The organism is Vibrio sp. SCSIO 43135, from assembly GCF_023716665.1.
Lineage (GTDB): Bacteria > Pseudomonadota > Gammaproteobacteria > Enterobacterales > Vibrionaceae > Vibrio > Vibrio paucivorans.
In genome coordinates this window covers 2,139,462-2,155,195 of record NZ_CP071859.1, presented here as the reverse complement: position 1 = coordinate 2,155,195, position 15,734 = coordinate 2,139,462, and the positions used below count along the sequence as shown (strand labels likewise).

The following is a 15,734-nucleotide window of genomic DNA, read 5'->3' as shown; positions in this document are numbered from 1 at the left end:
AATAACTGGATTATTTCATGAGTTATCTTGCCTTAGCGCGGAAGTGGCGCCCAACTAAGTTCAATGAAGTGGTTGGGCAAGCGCATGTTCTGACTGCGCTAGAAAATGCCTTAGCACAAAATCGTTTACACCATGCGTACCTGTTTAGTGGAACGCGCGGCGTAGGTAAAACCACAATTGGACGATTGTTTGCCAAAGGTTTGAACTGTGAAACTGGCATCACTTCAACACCTTGTGGTACCTGTGATAGCTGTAAAGAGATCGACCAAGGTCGCTTTGTCGACTTACTGGAAATCGATGCAGCTTCTCGCACTAAGGTTGAAGATACTCGTGATCTATTGGATAACGTTCAATACAAGCCCGCGCGTGGTCGCTTCAAGGTTTATCTAATCGATGAAGTACACATGCTCTCTAGGCACAGTTTTAATGCATTGCTTAAAACGTTGGAAGAGCCGCCTGAGTATGTGAAGTTCCTATTGGCAACAACCGATCCGCAAAAACTGCCGGTGACCATCTTGTCACGCTGTTTGCAGTTCCACCTCAAACCAATCAGTGTTGATAACATTCATCAGCAACTCGGTCATATTCTTGAACAAGAGCAAGTCTCTGCAGAAGCTCGAGCGCTCGGGATGATCTCACACGCGGCCGATGGCAGTATGCGTGATGCGCTTAGCTTGACCGATCAAGCCATTGCGCTTGGTAATGGAAATGTTCAAACAGATACCGTAGCCCACATGTTGGGAACGCTTGATACTGATCAAGCGATTCATTTGCTAGAAGCGATCAGTCAAAAACAGCCCCAAACAGCGATGGACTGTATTGACCAGTTAGCACAAAACGGAGTTGAGTGGGACGGGTTGCTCGAGCAGCTTGCTACTCAGCTGCACCGAATAGCAATGTATCAAGCATTACCAGCGACGCTTGATAAAGCGCAGCCAGACGCGGAAAAAATCGAATTACTAAGTAAAGCGTTGTCGCCACAAGATGTGCAGCTGTACTATCAGATTGCTTCAAAAGGTCGAGAAGATTTACCGCTGTCGCCAACAGAGCGTATTGGCCTCGAAATGATCGTACTTCGTATGATGGCATTCAAGCCAGCATCCAGTTCGGTGATAAACAGTATCTCGACGCAAGCAACAAGTGCTGCTCAAGAAGCGAGTGTGCCGGTTCAGCCTCAAGCTGCACCTGCTGTCAATCAAGCGCCGGCAGCCCCTGCGTCACCGATTGCTGAGCAATCTGCACCGCAAATTGCTGCACGACCAGTACCTTCGATGCCGCGTCAGCAGCAGCCTAATACGGAACAAACACCACCACCAGTGAGTGACGGCAGCCAATACGGTTATGCGCCACAGGATGTGCCTCCTAGCTATGAGATGGGACAGCCTGATTACGCAGAGTATGACTCTATTCCACCGAGTGATATGGCGCCTGAGCCACAAGGTACACCTCCGTCAGCACAAATAGTCTCCCAACCTGAACAGCAAGCCTCTCAGGGCGCGGCTCCTGCTTCACCATTGAGTGGTTTACGTCATCAATTACGCTCGCAGCGACGTGGATTATCCTCTGCTAGGGATTCATCATCTGGCAAGGAGTCGGGCTCAAAAAAGCCTAGTGCGACATCAGCAAAAAAAGAATCGGTACTTGATCGTGTCGCTCAAAAGCACGCGAGTACTGCGCCGGTGTCGCCTGCTTCAATGACTGCAAACTTATCTTCTGGTACACCAGAGCAGGACAAGAATGAACCATATCAATGGAAACCGTCTAAACCTGTTGTTGAAACAGTCAAAAAGGAACTGACACCGACGCAAATTAAAAAAGCGTTAGAGCATATTAAAACGCCAGAAATGGCAGAAAAGCTGGTGAAAGAGTCAATCGAGCAAGACGGTTGGTCCAAAATTATTTCCAAACTTGAGACAGCAAAACTGGTCGAACAGTTAGCACTAAACTCGTCGTACAAAAAATCGGGCAGTTCAATTGAACTGACGCTACGTGCCGGACAAGCGCATTTAAACACCGATAAAGCGCAGCAAGAGCTTCTCGAAGCATTGAATACAGCGTTAGGTGAAGATTGTCATTTATCTGTAGAAATCGGCGAGGCGGGAGAAACGCCGTTAGAATTACGTGATAAGCTTTATCAAGAAAGGCTACAGCAGGCGTTCGTCAGTTTAGAGAACGACGGTAACGTACAATTTATTGAAAAGCGCTTTGCAGCCGAGTTAGATAGAGACAGCGTTCGTCCAATCTAACCTGATAGAACAGAATAAGCAGGGGTTGAAATAAAGCATGTTTAGCCCCATAAATAGTGAAACACCCAATTAAACCAGAGAGACGAAAATGTTTGGTAAAGGCGGTATGGGCAATCTAATGAAGCAAGCCCAGCAAATGCAAGATCGTATGCAAAAGCTTCAAGAAGAAATCGCAAACATGGAAGTAACCGGTGAGTCTGGTGCTGGCCTTGTAAAAGTGACTATCACTGGTAGCCACAGCGTGCGTCGTGTTGAAATCGATGAAAGTCTGATGGAAGACGATAAAGAGATGCTAGAAGATCTTATCGCAGCGGCATTTAACGATGCGGCGCGTCGTGTTGAAGAAACACAAAAAGAAAAAATGGCTGGTGTAACTGGTGGTATGCAACTTCCACCAGGCATGAAGATGCCATTCTAAAGCGCAAGCTTAGTTTTATTGAATAAAGCGATTTATTAATGCGTACCAGTCATATGCTGGAGCATTTGATGGAGGCCTTACGTTGTCTACCTGGGGTTGGCCCCAAGTCGGCACAGCGTATGGCCTTTCATTTGTTACAGCGCGATAGAAAAGGTGGCGTTCAGCTTGCTGATGCATTGAGTCAGGCGATGACTGAAATTGGTCACTGTACCGAGTGCCGAACCTTTACCGAAGAAGAAGTGTGTCATATCTGTACCAATCCAAAGCGCCAAGAAAATGGTCAGCTTTGTGTGGTTGAAAGCCCGGCAGATATTGCAGCTGTTGAAGCAACCGGACAGTTTTCTGGCCGTTACTTTGTGCTAATGGGGCATTTGTCTCCGCTTGATGGTATTGGCCCGAGCGATATTGGCCTAGATGTACTCGATTACCGACTACGACGTGGCGATATTGCTGAAGTGATTTTAGCCACCAACCCGACAGTAGAAGGTGAGGCCACAGCGCACTATATTGCTGAGTTGTGTCATGCTCATGAAGTCTCGGCAAGTCGTATTGCTCATGGCGTTCCTGTCGGAGGAGAGCTTGAGTTGGTTGACGGCACAACGTTGTCTCACTCATTGCTGGGAAGGCAAAAGCTGTAACGCATCTTCAAATCTAGAGTGAAATACTTAAAGGCCACTGACATTTCAGTGGCCTTTGTTTTTGCTAGACAGATTTTTGTTATCAAGATGAAAGAAGGTAGAACCTTTTCCCCAAGACTAACGAAACTGTGCTGTGTTCAACGTTAATCTAGTACACCTGTTGCTTCTAAGGTCTCTAGTTTTGCTAGATATGGTTGAAGATCACCAATGTTTTCTTTAATCCAGTCGGCGTTGTAGTAGCTGTCTAGGTAACGTTCTCCGCTATCACACAATAGTGTGACGATAGAGCCGCGTTGACCACGTTGTTTCATTTCACTTGCCAGTTGGAGCACGCCATATAGGTTAGTACCGGTAGATGCGCCAGCCTTACGACCGAGCACTTTTTCTAGCCAGTGAACGGTTGCGACACTGGCTGCGTCTGGGATAGTGCGCATTTCATCGACAACACCAGGGATAAAACTCGGCTCTACGCGAGGACGGCCAATACCTTCAATTTTGCTTCCACAGTCACCGGTAAGGTTGGCATTACCTGTTTTGTAGAAATCGTGGAACACTGAGTTTTCTGGGTCGACAACACATAGCTTGGTGTTGTGCTGCTGGTAGCGGATGAATCGGCCAATAGTAGCTGATGTACCGCCTGTACCCGGGCTCATTACAACCCATTCTGGAATTGGGTGGTCTTCATGTTCCATTTGACTAAAGATCGAATTGGCGATGTTATTGTTTCCACGCCAGTCTGTCGCGCGCTCAGCATACGTGAATTGGTCCATGTAATGGCCGTTAAGCTCTTTAGCCAAGCGATGAGATTCAGCATAGATTTCATCTGAACGGTCGACCAAATGTGCTTTACCGCCGTAAAACTCAATTTGTTCAATTTTCTTACGAGCAGTGCTCTTTGGCATCACTGCGATAAATGGTAAGCCTAACAGACGGGCAAAGTACGCTTCAGAAACGGCAGTGCTACCTGAAGAAGATTCAATGATGGTGGTCTCTGGACCAACCCAGCCATTACAAATAGCGTATAGAAACAGTGAACGTGCGAGGCGATGTTTAAGGGAACCTGTTGGGTGTGTGCTTTCATCTTTTAGATAAATATCAATGCCTTCTAAGCTTGGAATATCTAGCTTAATAAGGTGAGTGTCTGCTGAACGTTGGTAATCTGCTTCGATTTTACGAACAGCATTGTTTATCCAGTTATGATCTTTGCACATAGGGTATCTCCTTAAAATTGTTATGCTAATAATTTAGCCTTAATCTGAGAGAAAAGCTTTGCTATCGACACTGTAAATTCTATTATTGAGAGAATATTTTTCTCTTTTGTTCCGAGTCGATGAAATGAATCTAGATAGTACTGATCGAAAACTACTCGCGTTGCTTCAGCAAGACAGCACTTTGTCACTCAATGACCTTGCCGAAGCGGTCAACCTAACCACAACCCCGTGCTGGAAACGGTTAAAGAAGCTCGAAGAATCCGGAGTGATTGAAAAGCGGGTAGCTTTGCTGAACCCAGAACTTTTGGGGTTATCATTTACCGCATTTGTACTGGTTAAAACATGCGATCATTCTCATGAGTGGTATAGCCGATTCGTTGAGACTGCATCAGAGTTCCCAGAAATCATGGAGTTTTACCGAATGGCGGGGGAGTACGATTACATGATGAAAGTGCTCGTTAAAGATATGAAGTGCTTTGATGAGTTCTATAAAAAGCTCGTTAACAGTATTGATGGCATATCTAACGTCACCTCGACTTTTGCGATGGAACCACTTAAATACACCACCGCTTTGCCTATATAAGTTTGCATAGTACGCACCTGGTTGTTTTATGAACGATCGCGCCAATAGAAACTATAGTTAGTGTGTTGATTCTGATTTATTGGTGTCGTTATGCGCTGCGTCCTTTGGATTATGTTGGCGACTTTTTCGGTACATGTAGCTGCTCGGCAAGTGGTACTTGCTACTCACAACCTTGCTCCTTATGGTAGCTACTCGGAAGTGGCGAGGGTAGAGACTGTTGCCAATGAACACTTCCGGGGTATTGCAGTGGATAGAGTTCGGTGTGCTTTCGATAAGTTGGGGGTGGATCTGACGATTCTCGTCGAACCTTGGGCTAGAGCGCAAAGGCTGGCTGAGAGCTCTGAAGTTGACGGGTTTTTTTCCGGTTCTCAGAACAATTACCGAGACAGTTATGCCGTGAAAACGGACATTATTGCGGAGCAAAAATGGAAGTGGTATTGGCTTAAATCTAATCCACAAAATGTCGATGACTTGAAAAACGGGCCACGAATTGGTGCTTTCATCGGGTCGAATATGTCGCGCTGGCTTGAAGACAATAGCTATCCGATCTACAACCGCCCGAACACGACTGAACAGCTGGTACTGCTGCTCAAAAAGCGCAGGATTGATATTTTCATCGCCAATAATCTAGTGGCAGAAAAGTTACTCGAAGAAATGGAAATGTTGGAAGAAGTGGAGTCTTCGCTTGTGAAGAACAAGCCACTGTATCTGTACTTTACGAAACGAAATTTAAATGGGCGACCGGATTTGGTCGCCAACTTCAATAGAGAGCTTCAAGCGTGTTACTTAGAAGAGAAGTGAGTCATTCCTTACTTACTTACTTGGTGTAGCGCATTACCCCTTCTTGCACTGCGGTCGCAACTAAGTCGCCTTGGCGGTTGTATATTTCCCCTCTCACTAAGCCACGAGTGTTGCTTGCTGTTGGGCTTTCAATGGCATAAAGCAACCAATCATCCATTTTGAAGGGGCGATGAAACCAAATCGAATGGTCAATCGTCGCCACTTGGAAATTAGGCGTCATCAGCGAGACTTCATGAGGGTGCAAAGCGGTCACCAAGAAACCCCAATCGGATGCATAACCCAGCAAGTATTGATGGATTAATTGGCTGTCTGGCATGTCGCCATTCGCTTTGATCCAAAGGTATTGTTTGGGTTCTTCTTTGCTGGGTTTAAGCGGGTTGACTACAGTCACTGGTCGCATTTCGATAGGTTTTTCCCCACAAAACGTCTTTTTTAGACGCTCAGGTAGAAACTCTGCAATACGAGCAGCTAGCTCTGATTCTGAAGCGAAGTTCTCAGGCCCAGGAATGTTTGGCATCGTATTTTGATGCTCGAAACCCGGAGAGTCACCGTGATAAGAGGCGGTGAGATAAAAAATTGGACGGCCATTCTGGATGGCTTTCACTCTACGCGTGCTAAAGCTGCGACCATCACGGAGGTTTTCTACGTCATAAATAATCGGCTTTTCTGGATCACCGGGATAAAGGAAGTAGCTATGGAAAGAGTGAACGGTTCTGTCGGACTCAACAGTATATCGAGCGGCGGATAGCGCTTGGCCAATCACCTGGCCACCATAGACTTGTGGCAGTCCTAAATTCTCACTTTGACCGCGAAATAGCCCTTCTTCCAGCTTTTCTAGCTGAAGCAGGCTTAATAATTCAGTTAAGGCTTTACTCATACTTCAATTACCTTAGTTATTGTTGTTCTAGTATTCTAGTTGTCCAAATCTTAGCAGAGTCAAATTTTTGTCAACTTGGTTTATATACAATGACAGCTTAGCAAACCAAACCTATAATTGCTGTGAATTTAACAATTTAGAGAGGCTTTATGAAAAAGGCACTAATGCTTGTACTGTCAGTGGTATTCGGTTCAATTTTGATGGGATGCCAAGCATCAGAGCAAGCTGCAGAACAGAGCGGCGTTCAGTCTATCACCGGTACTGTGGCTTATCGCGAGCGTATCGCATTACCTGACAATGCGGTAGTCACCATTACGCTACAAGATGTTTCATTGGCAGACGCACCTGCAAAAGTTCTCGCTAAGCATCGCTTTGAAACCAATGGGGCGCAGGTGCCATTTAACTTTGACCTTGCATACGACAGCAAGAAAATCGACCCTCGCCATCGTTACAGCGTAAGTGCACGCATTGAGGTTGATGGTAAGCTTCGTTTTATAACCGACACTATGAACGCTGTGATCACAGATGAAAACAACACCCAAGTTGTCGATCTTCGCCTGATTGGTGTACGTGGTAAGTAACGAGAGTTTCGGTAACGTTATATATACAAATGGCAGCTACGGCTGCCATTTGTATATTCGCAACCTCACTTTCCCTTCTTCAGTTACCTCAATGCCTTCTTTAACAAGTAAGTCTCTTTGCCTGTTAAGGTTTTCACCTTTGAGTGAGATTTTTCCTTGGCTGTTGATGACTCGAAACCAGGGTAATTTGCTACCTTCTGGCAGATTCCCCAACGCTTTACCTACGTGACGAGCGTATCCTGGATAACCTGCTAACTTCGCGACCTCACCGTAAGTGGTTACTTTTCCTTGTGGAATTTGGTGAATTACTGCAAAGATTTGTACTAAAAATTGATCCATACTGAATTTGTCCTAGTTCAATTGTTACCACGGAACGGTATAAGGAGAGGGCATGGTATTTTCAACATTTCAATTCTTAATCACAACCCTATTAGCGGTAGTTTGTGCCAGAGCAATCAGTTTGAGTGAAGGTGACATTCCCGTTCTTGCTAGTGATCCCTGCGTTATGGATATTTCCACAAGGGGGGCGTGGCAGGGCTTATCTTATTGGGTGCAATGACCAGTTACGGTTTGACGCTTCCCCATCAACCTATCGCATTATCAGTCAGCTTATGGGTGCTATTCCCATTATTGATGGTGATTTTCTCCCGCCGCAGTAGCATTGGCGTGATTCTCACTGCAGCTTTGATAGTGGTGACGCTTCAGGTTGGCATCATGGTGACGCAATCAGGTGGGAAGTTGGGTGGCAGTGCTATGGTGACGGCGGTGCAAACTCTTTCTGTGATTGTGATTTGGTGGGCGGCCAATCATTGGAAGCCGTCTAATAAACACAGTTGGTGGGCGTTAGGTCTTATTCTACCACTCTGGATAGCCGACCTTTCTTACGCGGTATTGGTTGCGTTATGCGTTACGGGAATCATGGCGTCAATGGAAAGCCTCACTAAGCTCAAAACTTTCCGCTGGAACAAGCTACTCTGCTGGACTTTACCAACCGTAGGATTTGCTGCACTCGTCGTGTCGCCTAATATTGAAGTACCCAACCCAGTGTTTGTGGTGTGGATTTGTTTGCTTGGTACGGCTTGGATGACGGATTACATCTTGCGCAGTTCGGATGAGTCGGAAGAGGTGTGATTGAACTCTTAGTTTAGGTGTTATGTTGCACAAGTGTTAACGTGTGCTGTTTTGTTTTGATGTGTGGTGATGCATAATATTAGAAATAATTAATATCCACTCATTTAAATAACGGATATACCTAATGTTTGCTTGGCTTGCTCGAACATTCTTCTTTTGCTGCTTATGCAGTGCATCCTTTGCATTGCATGCAGCTTCGAGCATCACCACTTATAAAGTGTCGACAGAAGCTGATGATGTCGTTACTCGAGTCTTGTTTGATTCGATTGCCGATGAGTTCAACGTTAATATCGACTACATCGATCAACCGAGCTTCGATGCAATTCTTCAGTCTGTGGAAAGTGGAGACACAGATTTCGCTGCCAATATCACCTATACCGATGCGAGAGCATTGCGCTTTTCTTTTTCTGAACCCACTAATATCGAATATACCTACCTATACAGTTACAACAACGCTCGGCTCGGAGATATTTCTATTGTTGGAGTGCCAGCCGGGACTGTGTATGGAGAATTGATAAATGTTAACTTTCCGCATATCACAACGGTGGAATACAGTGGTCATGCTGAAGCTTATCAGCTACTCAACAGCGGCGGTGTTGAAGGGGTCGTAGACGCAATTAACCAACTTAAGCCGATGTTGCTCAAAGGGTTGGATGCTCAGTTGCTTAACGATCAAATCTCTATCCAACCTGTCTCTATTGTTGCACCTAAAGGTCAACACCAAGCTGTGCTCAAGCAGATGGTTGCGTACATTCACACTGCGCCTATTCAGAAATTGCTACGAGAGTCGATTGAGAAGTACCAACTGGATATCCGTCAGCAGGCGCTGCGTCAGGCTGTTATCGATGCTGGACTCAACATCTCTCGTCCTCTAAAGGTCAAATTTGAAAATGGTGGCCAGTACGCCACTTACCATCGTGATGGCCGAGTGACGGGGATTAGTGCCGACATTGTTCTCTCTGCTTGCGAAATACTGCTTCTTAAGTGTGATATCACAAGTCACGCAGGAGAATCTTGGGAAAGTATGTATGGTGACATCATCTCCAAAGATATCGACATTATTGCCCCCTTGGTTGTGTCTGAGCACCGAAAAGCATTGGTAAGCTATAGTGACGTTTACTACCAGCCAAGTTCTGTAATGGTGAAAAGGGAAGGCTACAAAGATAACGTCTATCGCAATGTATCGGAGCTGGTGGTTGAGCGAATAGGTGTCATTGAAGATGATTTCTTTGAAGAACTGCTCGGGCAACTTCTTCCCAATAAGCGATTAAAAACCTATCAAACTGATACGGAATTAATGCAAGCGCTACTTCGTGGGGATATCGATTATGTGCCAATGAGTGAAACCAGCTTTAATCTCATTCTTCGTGGTGCTAACGAACTACTGCCTTTGGTAAAAGATTCGATGATTGGCAGCTTTTACACATCAGATATTGCGATTGGATTCACCAAAAATGAACAGGGTGAAGCGTTAGCTGCTTTATTTAGTCGAGCAATGAAGATGCTGGATGTGGAATCGATTGTGAGTCAATACGATGTGCAGCCAGATTGGCGAGCGACGCTACTGACAGAGAAGCGTTTTGCCCGTCAGAGTCAATGGTTACTTATGTTGGTGATTGGATTTATGTTGGTTGTAGCAATGTATCTTCATATTCAATCCACAACCGACAACCTTACTCGTTTGAAAAACAGACGAGCATTGCACCGTAAATTCCGTACGGGCGTGGGCGCAAATATGACCTTGGTGTACCTAGACATCAACGAATTCAAGGTGATTAACGACAACTATGGCCATGAGATAGGCGATGAGGTACTCAAAGCACTTGCTGACAGAATCCGTTCAGTATGGCGTGGCAGTTGTTATCGAATTGGTGGTGACGAATTTGTGTTGGTCGCAGACATTGAGCGCAAAGATATCATCGGGCTGTCCGAGCAGCTAAGCCCAATCTACTATCGTAACACTTCCGCCAATCTGACATTGAAAGTGTCAGTCGCGGTTGGCGTTTCTCCACCAAGAAAGCAATTTATGTCTTTGCAAGAAGTCATGAACATTGCCGATGAAGCGATGTATCGCGATAAGAATAAAGAGACACAATGCGCATCGAAAACCAGCAATATCTTGCGAGCTTTATAGCCGGATCGCTTAATCCCTAAACACTTAGATTCCTAAGCACCAAAATAAGCGGGTTTGCCCTTGCATTAGGGGCTGCTATCACCGATAATCCCTTTCGCTCTTGATGGCAACGTCAAGAAACAGAATCTATGGAGGCCCTGGTCCTCCCGCAACAATAGCTCGTGAACTCGGTCAGGTCCGGAAGGAAGCAGCCGCAGCGTGTGACTTGTGTGCCGGGATGTGGCTGGGGTCTCCGCCCATTTAAGACGCCGCTTTTATTAGCGGCGTTTTGCTATCTGAAGCTTTTCAAAATCCCGTCTTATTGCTCATTATTAGCAGACCTCAGCAGTCAGTTTTACTATATCGATGTTCAGGAACATCGCTCTATAGTGCCAAGCAGTTCACTCTGTCATTCAATTATCTTCCGGCTATTAAATTGACTGTTGATTTGAATTACCTATCAAGTTGGTGGCTTACAAATAGCTTTTGGCTATCAATTTAATAGAAACGTCCAATTTTCTAATTCTCTCTGGGAGAGGCAATATATCTCCATCGACGCAGCAGAGCGTCAAACATGACAAAAATGAAAGAGAGTAGAATCATGATCAACACAGAAATCAAACCATTCAACGCAACGGCATTCAAAAACGGCGAGTTCGTAGAAATCACAGAGCAAGATGTAAAAGGTAAATGGGCAGTATTTTTCTTCTACCCAGCAGACTTTACTTTCGTATGCCCTACTGAACTTGTAGACCTACAAGAAAAATACGCTGAGCTTCAATCTCGCGGTGTAGAAGTTTACTCAGTATCAACAGACACTCACTTCTCACACAAAGCGTGGCACGACACTTCAGACAAAATCGGTACTATTGAATACTTCATGGTAGGCGACCAAACGGGCACTATCACTAACAACTTCAACGTAATGCGTGAAGGTCAAGGCCTTGCAGACCGTGCAACGTTCCTAATCGACCCAGAAGGTGTTATCCAAGCAATGGAAATCACTGCAGAAGGCATTGGCCGTGATGCAGAAGACCTACTACGTAAAGTGAAAGCAGCACAGTACGTAGCAAACAACCCAGGTGAAGTTTGCCCTGCTAAATGGAAAGAAGGTGAAGAGACTCTAGCGCCATCTCTAGACCTAGTAGGTAAAATCTAACGGATTACTCCGATTAAAAAGGCATACCTTGTCCGCGCTCCTAAAGGGCGAGGTGTGCCGCCTTAGCTTTCAAGCCACATCATTACCGATGTGGCTTTTTCACATCAGGGGCTGTCCACCAACGATGCAAGTGACTCGCGTTGTAAATCACTATCGAGAGCTATTAAGTAGGTTCTCTAAGTAGGAAGCTGCGAGTAACTCTTGAGCCGAAAAGAGAATAATTTCATGCACTTTTATAATAGGTTTTGCCTACCAAAGTGATAGAAACGTTCGAATTTACCTATGTTAGTGAGCAGGGCAAACTAACTCCATCAGCGCAAAAGAGCGCAACACAAAGAATGAAGACAAGAATTGGGAAAGGGCACGATTATGTTAGACCAAGCAATGAAGCAGCAGCTAAAAGCGTACTTAGAAAACTTAAAAACAAATGTTCAGCTGGTACTGAGCCTAGATAGCAGTGAAACAGCAACAAAACTTGAAGCTCTAGCGAATGACATCGCGTCACTGACCGACAAGATTGATGTGACGCGCGATGATAGCGCGAGCTCTCGCAAGCCGATTATGCAAGTGGTGAACGAGGCAAAAGGTACTGCGATTGGTTTTGCTGGTTTGCCAATGGGTCATGAGTTTACTTCTTTGGTTCTAGCGCTGCTTCACAGCGGTGGCCATCCAATTAAACTTGAAGCAGATGTTATCGAGCAGATCAAACAGCTTGATAAAGAACTGAATGTTGAAATCTTTATTTCTCTTTCGTGCCAAAACTGTCCAGAGGTAGTTCAGGCGTTCAATATGATGTCGGCAATCAACCCGCTAATTAAAACGACCATGATTGATGGTGCAGCGTTCCAAGATGAAGTGAAATCACGCGACATCATGGCGGTACCGAGCGTATTTATTAACGGTGCGCTTTTTGGTCAAGGCCGCATGTCTCTGGCTGAGATCCTAAACAAAGTGGACAGTGGTGCAGCAGAGAAGAAAGCAGCCAGCCTAAACGAGCAAGCACCGTTTGATGTATTGGTTGTTGGCGGTGGCCCGGCTGGTTCGTCAGCTGCAATCTATGCGGCACGTAAAGGCATTCGTACCGGTGTAGTTGCTGATCGTTTTGGCGGTCAAGTAATGGATACTATGGCGATTGAAAACTTCATCTCAGTGAAAGCAACAACAGGCCCTAAGCTGGTTGCAAGCCTTGAAGAACATGTAAAAGAATACGGTGTTGAAGTGATGACAGAGCAACGTGCTGCAAACATCGTCGATGCTCAAGATACCGAGGATGGCTACATTCACGTTGAGTTAGAAAGTGGCGCGGTATTACGTTCACGCACTGTTATCACTAGCACAGGTGCACGCTGGCGCGAAATGAATGTTCCAGGCGAGCAAGAATACCGTAATAAAGGCGTAGCGTACTGCCCACACTGTGACGGCCCGCTATTCAAAGGTAAGAAAACAGCGGTTATCGGTGGTGGTAACTCAGGGATTGAAGCGGCGATCGATCTTGCCGGTATCGTTGAGCATGTCACCGTTCTTGAATTTGCGGATACGCTTCGCGCCGACCAAGTACTCATCGACAAAGCCAACGCAACGCCTAACATCGAAATCATTAAGATGGCACAAACGACACAAGTGCTAGGTGATGGCAGTAGAGTAACGGGTCTAGAGTACAAAGATCGCAATACTGACGAGCTGAAGCAAATCGAATTGGCGGGTATCTTCGTACAGATTGGTTTGATGCCAAACAGTGAATGGCTGAAAGGCACCAAAGTGGAGCTGTCACCTCGTGGCGAGATTGAAATTGATGCGCATGGTGCGACATCCATGAGTGGTGTATTTGCAGCTGGTGATGTGACGACGGTACCTTACAAGCAGATCATCATCGCGATGGGCGAAGGTGCGAAAGCAAGCTTGGGTGCATTTGATTACCTGATTCGCAATTCTTTTGAAGATAAGTCTGACGTTATGAAAGAGACAGAAACAGCGTAACTGACTCTGATTAGTTGATAGGTATCGGGTTAAACGATATCGGGAACAGCAGCCACTTCTAGGAGACTAGAAGTGGCTTTTTTAATTTGATGAGTAAAAGCTAGCTGATGTTACCGCTAAACTCTTTAAGAACTTGTTTTGATAGCTCTCGACTCTCACTGACAGCAACCACTGCAGCTCCTGATTCCAAGTTAATCTCTACGCCTTTGTCCGCGTTGTCTGCCTTTCCTTTGGAAGCTGCGTTTGGGATCAAGTAAATACTGACTCGTTGACCTGAATCGAGCAAAGTGATCATCTGAAATACTGCTTTTGATTTAAAATAGCAGTGATTTACATAGCGAACTTTCCATGGAAGTTCTTCGATTTTAACGCCAAATGGTTCTAATTTGTTGTTTACTTCGCCTATCTCTACTTCATTCGATATTGTGTCTGTGAAGTTCTTTTGAGTCATCATATGGTTGTAGGCGGTGTCGATTAGGTTATCGGCATGCGCCGTCGGTGTCGAATTGAACAGCAAACTTCCCACCAATAACAAACAAGATAAACCTGCCACCATGCTGCCAATAATGGCCGGTCGGCGGGTTCTCTCTGGCACCCGATTAGGGATGTCTTTAAGGTTGGTAGCCAAATTGTTCGGAACATCCACTCGTAGCGCTTGAAACAGCTCATTCTCAAAGCTGTCGCTGCGTCGTTTATACTCTATAAAGCTGGCAACATTAGGAGCATTGGGTTTCTCGGTGCTCATGACCTTTCTCCCCTTGCGTAATTAACCTTTGTTTAGCTTCCAAAATTCTGTTGTTAATGGATGATTCGCTCATATTCAATAGCACTGAGATTTCTTTAGTGCTGAATTTTTGCATGCTTTGCAATACTAACGGCTCACGATAAACCAGTGGCAGTTGCGCTACAGATGATTGTATCCCTATCAGGTTGGCGTGTTGTGGATTACATCCTAAAGCAAATTCTGGGGTAGAGGTGGTGCTACAGCGAGTCTCAAAGTGATAAAAGCTTTGGTGTCGCAATAAAGCGAACAAAGTGTGTTTTTGTTTCTTGGCACAAGGATTTTGGAAGCTTCCAATCTGGTGCCAGCAGCGTACATAGGTTTCTTGAACCATGTCTTGTGCGTCTTGCTGATTGAGAGTCAGCCAGAATGCATATTGGTATAACTCGGCAGAGTAGCGGTTTACCAGCGACTGGTAGCGCTTTTTCTTACCTATTGGCCACTGTTGCTGGAAGCGAGTGAGCAGTGATTGGGTCATAAACCTATTTTGTCCGTACCAATTGATTAGAGAATTTAATATTTGCTTACAACCTGATGCGTATTTCGTGAAATGTTTATTTTCGTTGAAAGGTCATCTTCTTCGGTTGTGTTACTGCGCGGTTAGATATTCGCGAGGTGGGCAACATTACATTTTTAATAAATGGCTTCCAGATTATATCTGTAACAAAATAATAAGGATTACTAATGGACAAAAAACTCGCAAGCAACATTTCAGTCAGTTTGCTTTTACTCAGAGTGTCGATATTTGTTGTGTTTCTCATGTGGGGATTGGACAAGATTATTGTTCCAGAACACGCGGTTAAGGTAATGCAAGGGTTTTACGGCTTGTCGCTATCGACCGGCGCAATGATGGGGCTTGGCGTGTTGCAAATGCTATTTCTGGGTGCTTTTGTTGCAGGCCTATGGAAGAAGTGGACTTACGGTGCGATCCTTGGTTTGCATGCGGTTTCGACGCTGTCTTCGTTTGGAAAGTACATGGATCCGTTCAATAACTTGCTTTTCTTTGCCGCATGGCCAATGTTAGCAGCGTGTTTTGCTTTGTATGTTTTAAGAGATTACGACACTTTTACTCTTGGTTCGAAAAATAAATTGGTGCCAGTAAGCTCTGCTCGCTAAATAAGAAATATTTATCGGGAAACAAAATTTTTTATTTAAGCCCATTTAAACACATGGCGACCAAATAAAAGGTCGCCATGTGCTGAATTATATTAGGATGAG

At 45.2% G+C, this 15,734-nt stretch carries 15 protein-coding genes, 1 other RNA gene and 1 pseudogene; 12 read left to right on the top strand and 5 right to left on the bottom strand.

The annotated features are described in order from the left end of the window. Positions 1-17: 17 nt before the first annotated feature. From dnaX to recR, 3 genes are all read left to right on the top strand, one after another. A complete protein-coding gene (gene dnaX / locus J4N42_RS09535; protein ID WP_252027641.1) occupies positions 18-2,246 on the top strand; it encodes a DNA polymerase III subunit gamma/tau in 2,229 nt (742 codons plus the stop codon). Between the two features lie 88 nt (positions 2,247-2,334). Continuing rightward, a complete protein-coding gene (locus J4N42_RS09530) occupies positions 2,335-2,664 on the top strand; it encodes a YbaB/EbfC family nucleoid-associated protein (protein ID WP_004413339.1) in 330 nt (109 codons plus the stop codon). A gap of 38 nt (positions 2,665-2,702) precedes the next feature. Beyond that, on the top strand, positions 2,703-3,302 hold the full coding sequence (gene recR, locus J4N42_RS09525) for a recombination mediator RecR (RefSeq protein WP_252027640.1): 600 nt from the start codon (positions 2,703-2,705) through the stop codon (positions 3,300-3,302). 143 nt (positions 3,303-3,445) lie between these two features. Here the strand turns inward: recR and J4N42_RS09520 are convergent, their stop codons facing one another. After that, the gene (locus tag J4N42_RS09520; RefSeq protein WP_252027639.1) at positions 3,446-4,513 is read right to left on the bottom strand and encodes a PLP-dependent cysteine synthase family protein; all 1,068 of its coding nucleotides are present in this window, start codon (positions 4,511-4,513) and stop codon (positions 3,446-3,448) included. A 124-nt stretch (positions 4,514-4,637) separates the two neighbouring features. Here J4N42_RS09520 and J4N42_RS09515 point away from each other — a divergent pair, with 124 nt between their 5' ends. Continuing rightward, positions 4,638-5,096 carry an Lrp/AsnC family transcriptional regulator gene (locus J4N42_RS09515; protein WP_252027638.1) on the top strand — a complete coding sequence of 153 codons (459 nt, stop codon included), beginning with the start codon at positions 4,638-4,640 and terminating at the stop codon, positions 5,094-5,096. Between the two features lie 90 nt (positions 5,097-5,186). Further along, positions 5,187-5,897, top strand: a complete 711-nt coding sequence (locus J4N42_RS09510; RefSeq protein ID WP_252027637.1) for a substrate-binding periplasmic protein — start codon at positions 5,187-5,189, stop codon at positions 5,895-5,897. Between the two features lie 16 nt (positions 5,898-5,913). Here the strand turns inward: J4N42_RS09510 and tesB are convergent, their stop codons facing one another. Further along, the gene (gene tesB / locus J4N42_RS09505) at positions 5,914-6,774 is read right to left on the bottom strand and encodes an acyl-CoA thioesterase II (RefSeq protein WP_252027636.1); all 861 of its coding nucleotides are present in this window, start codon (positions 6,772-6,774) and stop codon (positions 5,914-5,916) included. A gap of 149 nt (positions 6,775-6,923) precedes the next feature. On the opposite strand from tesB, the gene J4N42_RS09500 reads away from it, so the two are divergent. Beyond that, positions 6,924-7,355, top strand: a complete 432-nt coding sequence (locus J4N42_RS09500) for a YbaY family lipoprotein (RefSeq protein ID WP_252027635.1) — start codon at positions 6,924-6,926, stop codon at positions 7,353-7,355. 36 nt (positions 7,356-7,391) lie between these two features. Here the strand turns inward: J4N42_RS09500 and J4N42_RS09495 are convergent, their stop codons facing one another. Beyond that, positions 7,392-7,694 (bottom strand): DNA base-flipping protein, encoded by a 303-nt coding sequence (locus J4N42_RS09495; protein WP_252027634.1) that lies wholly within the window; start codon positions 7,692-7,694, stop codon positions 7,392-7,394. 52 nt (positions 7,695-7,746) lie between these two features. Here J4N42_RS09495 and J4N42_RS09490 point away from each other — a divergent pair. From J4N42_RS09490 to ahpF, 5 genes and pseudogenes are all read left to right on the top strand, one after another. Continuing rightward, a pseudogene (locus J4N42_RS09490) lies at positions 7,747-8,486 on the top strand (VP0952 family biofilm-associated protein). Between the two features lie 124 nt (positions 8,487-8,610). Then, on the top strand, positions 8,611-10,620 hold the full coding sequence (locus J4N42_RS09485) for a GGDEF domain-containing protein (RefSeq protein WP_252027633.1): 2,010 nt from the start codon (positions 8,611-8,613) through the stop codon (positions 10,618-10,620). 135 nt (positions 10,621-10,755) lie between these two features. After that, an RNA gene (gene ffs, locus J4N42_RS09480) (signal recognition particle sRNA small type) lies at positions 10,756-10,852 on the top strand. A gap of 348 nt (positions 10,853-11,200) precedes the next feature. Continuing rightward, positions 11,201-11,758, top strand: a complete 558-nt coding sequence (gene ahpC / locus J4N42_RS09475; protein WP_032553653.1) for an alkyl hydroperoxide reductase subunit C — start codon at positions 11,201-11,203, stop codon at positions 11,756-11,758. A 369-nt stretch (positions 11,759-12,127) separates the two neighbouring features. Beyond that, entirely contained in the window at positions 12,128-13,735 is a 1,608-nt protein-coding gene (ahpF, locus tag J4N42_RS09470) for an alkyl hydroperoxide reductase subunit F (RefSeq protein ID WP_252027632.1), read from the top strand. A gap of 100 nt (positions 13,736-13,835) precedes the next feature. Here ahpF and J4N42_RS09465 read toward each other — a convergent pair whose 3' ends face one another. Together J4N42_RS09465 and J4N42_RS09460 are read right to left on the bottom strand one after the other, a co-directional pair. Then, the gene (locus J4N42_RS09465) at positions 13,836-14,480 is read right to left on the bottom strand and encodes a DUF3379 family protein (protein WP_252027631.1); all 645 of its coding nucleotides are present in this window, start codon (positions 14,478-14,480) and stop codon (positions 13,836-13,838) included. Further along, positions 14,452-14,994, bottom strand: coding sequence for a sigma factor-like helix-turn-helix DNA-binding protein (locus tag J4N42_RS09460; protein ID WP_252027630.1), 543 nt, complete (start codon positions 14,992-14,994; stop codon positions 14,452-14,454). The genes J4N42_RS09465 and J4N42_RS09460 overlap by 29 nt, the downstream gene beginning before the upstream one ends. A gap of 206 nt (positions 14,995-15,200) precedes the next feature. On the opposite strand from J4N42_RS09460, the gene J4N42_RS09455 reads away from it, so the two are divergent. Further along, complete coding sequence (locus J4N42_RS09455) at positions 15,201-15,632, top strand: hypothetical protein (protein WP_252027629.1); 432 nt, start codon at positions 15,201-15,203, stop codon at positions 15,630-15,632. Positions 15,633-15,734 lie beyond the last annotated feature (102 nt).

Coding starts and splice junctions, on each gene's coding strand:
- dnaX (WP_252027641.1), top strand. CDS start 18: ATGAGTTATCTTGCCTTAGCGCGGAAGTGGCGCCCAACTAAGTTCAAT.
- J4N42_RS09530 (WP_004413339.1), top strand. CDS start 2,335: ATGTTTGGTAAAGGCGGTATGGGCAATCTAATGAAGCAAGCCCAGCAA.
- recR (WP_252027640.1), top strand. CDS start 2,703: ATGCGTACCAGTCATATGCTGGAGCATTTGATGGAGGCCTTACGTTGT.
- J4N42_RS09520 (WP_252027639.1), bottom strand. CDS start 4,513: ATGTGCAAAGATCATAACTGGATAAACAATGCTGTTCGTAAAATCGAA.
- J4N42_RS09515 (WP_252027638.1), top strand. CDS start 4,638: ATGAATCTAGATAGTACTGATCGAAAACTACTCGCGTTGCTTCAGCAA.
- J4N42_RS09510 (WP_252027637.1), top strand. CDS start 5,187: ATGCGCTGCGTCCTTTGGATTATGTTGGCGACTTTTTCGGTACATGTA.
- tesB (WP_252027636.1), bottom strand. CDS start 6,774: ATGAGTAAAGCCTTAACTGAATTATTAAGCCTGCTTCAGCTAGAAAAG.
- J4N42_RS09500 (WP_252027635.1), top strand. CDS start 6,924: ATGAAAAAGGCACTAATGCTTGTACTGTCAGTGGTATTCGGTTCAATT.
- J4N42_RS09495 (WP_252027634.1), bottom strand. CDS start 7,694: ATGGATCAATTTTTAGTACAAATCTTTGCAGTAATTCACCAAATTCCA.
- J4N42_RS09485 (WP_252027633.1), top strand. CDS start 8,611: ATGTTTGCTTGGCTTGCTCGAACATTCTTCTTTTGCTGCTTATGCAGT.
- ahpC (WP_032553653.1), top strand. CDS start 11,201: ATGATCAACACAGAAATCAAACCATTCAACGCAACGGCATTCAAAAAC.
- ahpF (WP_252027632.1), top strand. CDS start 12,128: ATGTTAGACCAAGCAATGAAGCAGCAGCTAAAAGCGTACTTAGAAAAC.
- J4N42_RS09465 (WP_252027631.1), bottom strand. CDS start 14,480: ATGAGCACCGAGAAACCCAATGCTCCTAATGTTGCCAGCTTTATAGAG.
- J4N42_RS09460 (WP_252027630.1), bottom strand. CDS start 14,994: ATGACCCAATCACTGCTCACTCGCTTCCAGCAACAGTGGCCAATAGGT.
- J4N42_RS09455 (WP_252027629.1), top strand. CDS start 15,201: ATGGACAAAAAACTCGCAAGCAACATTTCAGTCAGTTTGCTTTTACTC.